Raw genomic sequence first — 2,526 nt, 5'->3', positions numbered from 1 at the left:
GCCGCTGCCGCGCACGCCGCCGCCCGCGCAGTACTGAGTCGACCCATGGCCGGCGCGTGACGGCGTGGTGCGCGAAACGCGTGCCCAAAACTTTCCGTCGGCTTGTAAAAAAGCGGCTGTGGCGCGCTGAAAATCGGGGTGCGAATCCGCGCGAACCGCGGCACGGGGTGATCGGCCCCCTTGGCATGGAAGCTGCATGAATCCTGACCGAATACGAAGCGAAACCCGTGATACGTCAGGAGGACCATCGATGTCCGTCTCGCTTGCGCTGCAGATGCGACAGCATCTTGCACTTACGCCGAGGCTTCAGCAGTCGCTGCGGTTGCTGCAGTTGTCCTCGCTCGAATTTCAACAGGAATTGCGTCAGGCGCTCGATCAGAATCCGTTTCTCGACGACGGCCAGGGCGACGAGGAGCCTGCCGCCGACACACCGGGGCCGCAGGCCGAAGCCGCCGCGCCCGAAGCGGTGCCCCAGGCTGACGATGTTCGTCAGCCGGACGGCGAGGTGCCCGAAGTGCCCGAGGTGTCCGAAGTGTCGTTGACGGCCGCGCCCGCGACGCGCGGCACGAGCCGCCAGGGCGACGAGTCGGGCGGGTTGTCGCCCGGCGAATGGCTGGCTGCGGAACCGTCGCTGCATCAGCAACTGCACGATGCGTTGCGGCTCTATCCGCTGAACCGGCGCGACCGCGAAGCCGCGCGCATCGTGATCGACGCGCTCGACGACGACGGCTACCTGCGCCAGGAACTGGTCGAACTGCTGGTCGCGGCCGACCCCGCGCTGCTGTTGTCGGAGCAGGATCTCGCGGTCGCGCTGCGGCTCGTGCAGATGCTCGACCGGCCCGGCATGGCCGCGCGCTCGCTGTCCGAGTGTCTCGTGCTGCAGCTCGACGCGATCCCGGCCGGCACGCCGGCGCTCGCGGAAGCGAAAGCGATCGCGCGCGAGCATCTCGAGCGGCTCGCGCGCCGCGAGACGGCCGAGATCCAGCGTCGGATCGGCTGCAACCCGCAGACGCTGCAGGCCGCCTGCGCGCTGGTGCGCGGGCTCGACCCGCGCCCCGGCAATCATTACGGCAGCACGCGCGGCGACTACGTGGTGCCCGACGTGATCGTGCGCCAGGTGCGCGACGACTGGATCGTGACGATCAACCCGGCCGTGCTGCCGCGTGCGCGGCTGCACGAACGCTATGCGACGCTGTTCGCGCAGTCGAGCGGCGAGCGCGATTCGCCTCTCGGCCAGCAGTTGCAGGAAGCGCGCTGGCTGATCCGCAACGTGCAGAAGCGCTTCGATACGATCCAGCGCGTCGGCGAATGCATCGTCGCGCGACAGCGCGACTTCTTCCGCTATGGCGAGATCGCGATGAAGCCGCTCGTGCTGCGCGACATCGCCGAGGAACTCGACCTGCACGAATCGACCGTGTCGCGCGCGACGGGCAACAAGTACATGGCCACGCCGCACGGCACGTTCGAGTTCAAGCATTTCTTCCCGCGCAAGCTCGAGGCGGCCGGCAAGGGCGTGTGCTCGGCGGCGGCCGCGAAGGTGCTGATCCGCGACATGATCGCGGCCGAGCGGCACACCGATCCGCTGTCCGACGTCGCGCTCACGCACAACCTCGCGGGCCGCGGCATCCTGCTTGCGCGTCGCACGGTGACGAAGTATCGCCAGGCGATGAAGATTCCACCGGCCGACCTGCGGCGCCGCGACGCCGCATGACGGCTGCCGGGCGAGCCCATCGCGCGCGCGTGCCGACCGTCGCGTCGACGCGCGCGCCCACGACAGGAGCGCAACCATGCCAGCAAAATCGCAAGCGCAGCAGCGTGCCGCGGGGGCCGCACTGTCGGCCAGACGCGGCAAGACGAACATGAAGGACCTCAAACCGCCGGCGCAGTCGATGGCCCGGTCGATGAGCGAAAAGGCACTCGAAAAAATGGCGTCCACGCCGAGGCGCGGCAAACCGGAGCACAAGCACGATGCGTGAACGGCGACGACGTGTCCTGACCACTGCTGCCATCCAGGAGGTATCCATGCTTCGATACGCGGTCATCTTCTTCATCATCGCGATCGTCGCGGCCGTGTTCGGCTTCGGCGGCATCGCGGCCGGCGCGGCCGAGATCGCGAAGATCCTGTTCTACATCTTCGTGGTGATCTTCCTCGTCACGCTGCTGCTGGGGGTCGTGCGACGATGAGCGGCGCGCCCGACCGGTCGCAGCGCGTCGCGGAACTCGAGCACGCGCTCGCGAACGGCTTCCCGTCGCAGTCGACCGTCGTCGTGCATGCGGACGACGCGTCCGGGCGGCTGACGATCCAGGTGTCGTGGGTGCGGGTGCCGTCCGACGAGGACGCACGCGAATGGCGTTGCGCGGTCGACCTGCGCTTCGATCCGGACGTGATCACGCGCTATGCGTCGCTCGGTGCGGACGACCGGCTGCGCGTGCGCACGCATCTGTGCGACAGCGCGCGGCGCGCGGTGGACGAGCGCAAGCCGCGCGTCGAGGATGCGGCGATCGAATGCAACGTCGCGCTCGACA

Annotated in this window: 4 protein-coding genes; all 4 read left to right on the top strand. The window is 68.6% G+C overall.

The features are described from left to right. Window positions 1–250 precede the first annotated feature (250 nt). Complete coding sequence (gene rpoN, locus G3N93_RS37955) at window positions 251–1,711, top strand: RNA polymerase factor sigma-54 (protein WP_206135318.1); 1,461 nt, start codon at window positions 251–253, stop codon at window positions 1,709–1,711. A gap of 76 nt (window positions 1,712–1,787) precedes the next feature. Further along, on the top strand, window positions 1,788–1,976 hold the full coding sequence (locus G3N93_RS37950) for a DUF3008 family protein (RefSeq protein WP_174932836.1): 189 nt from the start codon (window positions 1,788–1,790) through the stop codon (window positions 1,974–1,976). 46 nt (window positions 1,977–2,022) lie between these two features. Continuing rightward, on the top strand, window positions 2,023–2,184 hold the full coding sequence (locus G3N93_RS37945) for a DUF1328 domain-containing protein (RefSeq protein WP_011349711.1): 162 nt from the start codon (window positions 2,023–2,025) through the stop codon (window positions 2,182–2,184). Then, a partial coding sequence (locus G3N93_RS37940) for a DUF3022 domain-containing protein (RefSeq protein ID WP_206135317.1) occupies window positions 2,181–2,526 on the top strand: 346 nt, incomplete at its 3' end. The genes G3N93_RS37945 and G3N93_RS37940, both read left to right, overlap by 4 nt.

Origin of the sequence: Burkholderia sp. Se-20378 (assembly GCF_017104665.1) — a bacterium.
Lineage (GTDB): Bacteria > Pseudomonadota > Gammaproteobacteria > Burkholderiales > Burkholderiaceae > Burkholderia > Burkholderia lata.
The sequence above is the reverse complement of the archived record's forward strand: the minus strand, read 5'-3'. Positions and strand labels throughout refer to the sequence as shown.

Bases quoted from the DNA above. Each gene is read 5' to 3' on its own strand.
- rpoN (WP_206135318.1), top strand. From the start codon at position 251: ATGTCCGTCTCGCTTGCGCTGCAGATGCGACAGCATCTTGCACTTACG.
- G3N93_RS37950 (WP_174932836.1), top strand. From the start codon at position 1,788: ATGCCAGCAAAATCGCAAGCGCAGCAGCGTGCCGCGGGGGCCGCACTG.
- G3N93_RS37945 (WP_011349711.1), top strand. From the start codon at position 2,023: ATGCTTCGATACGCGGTCATCTTCTTCATCATCGCGATCGTCGCGGCC.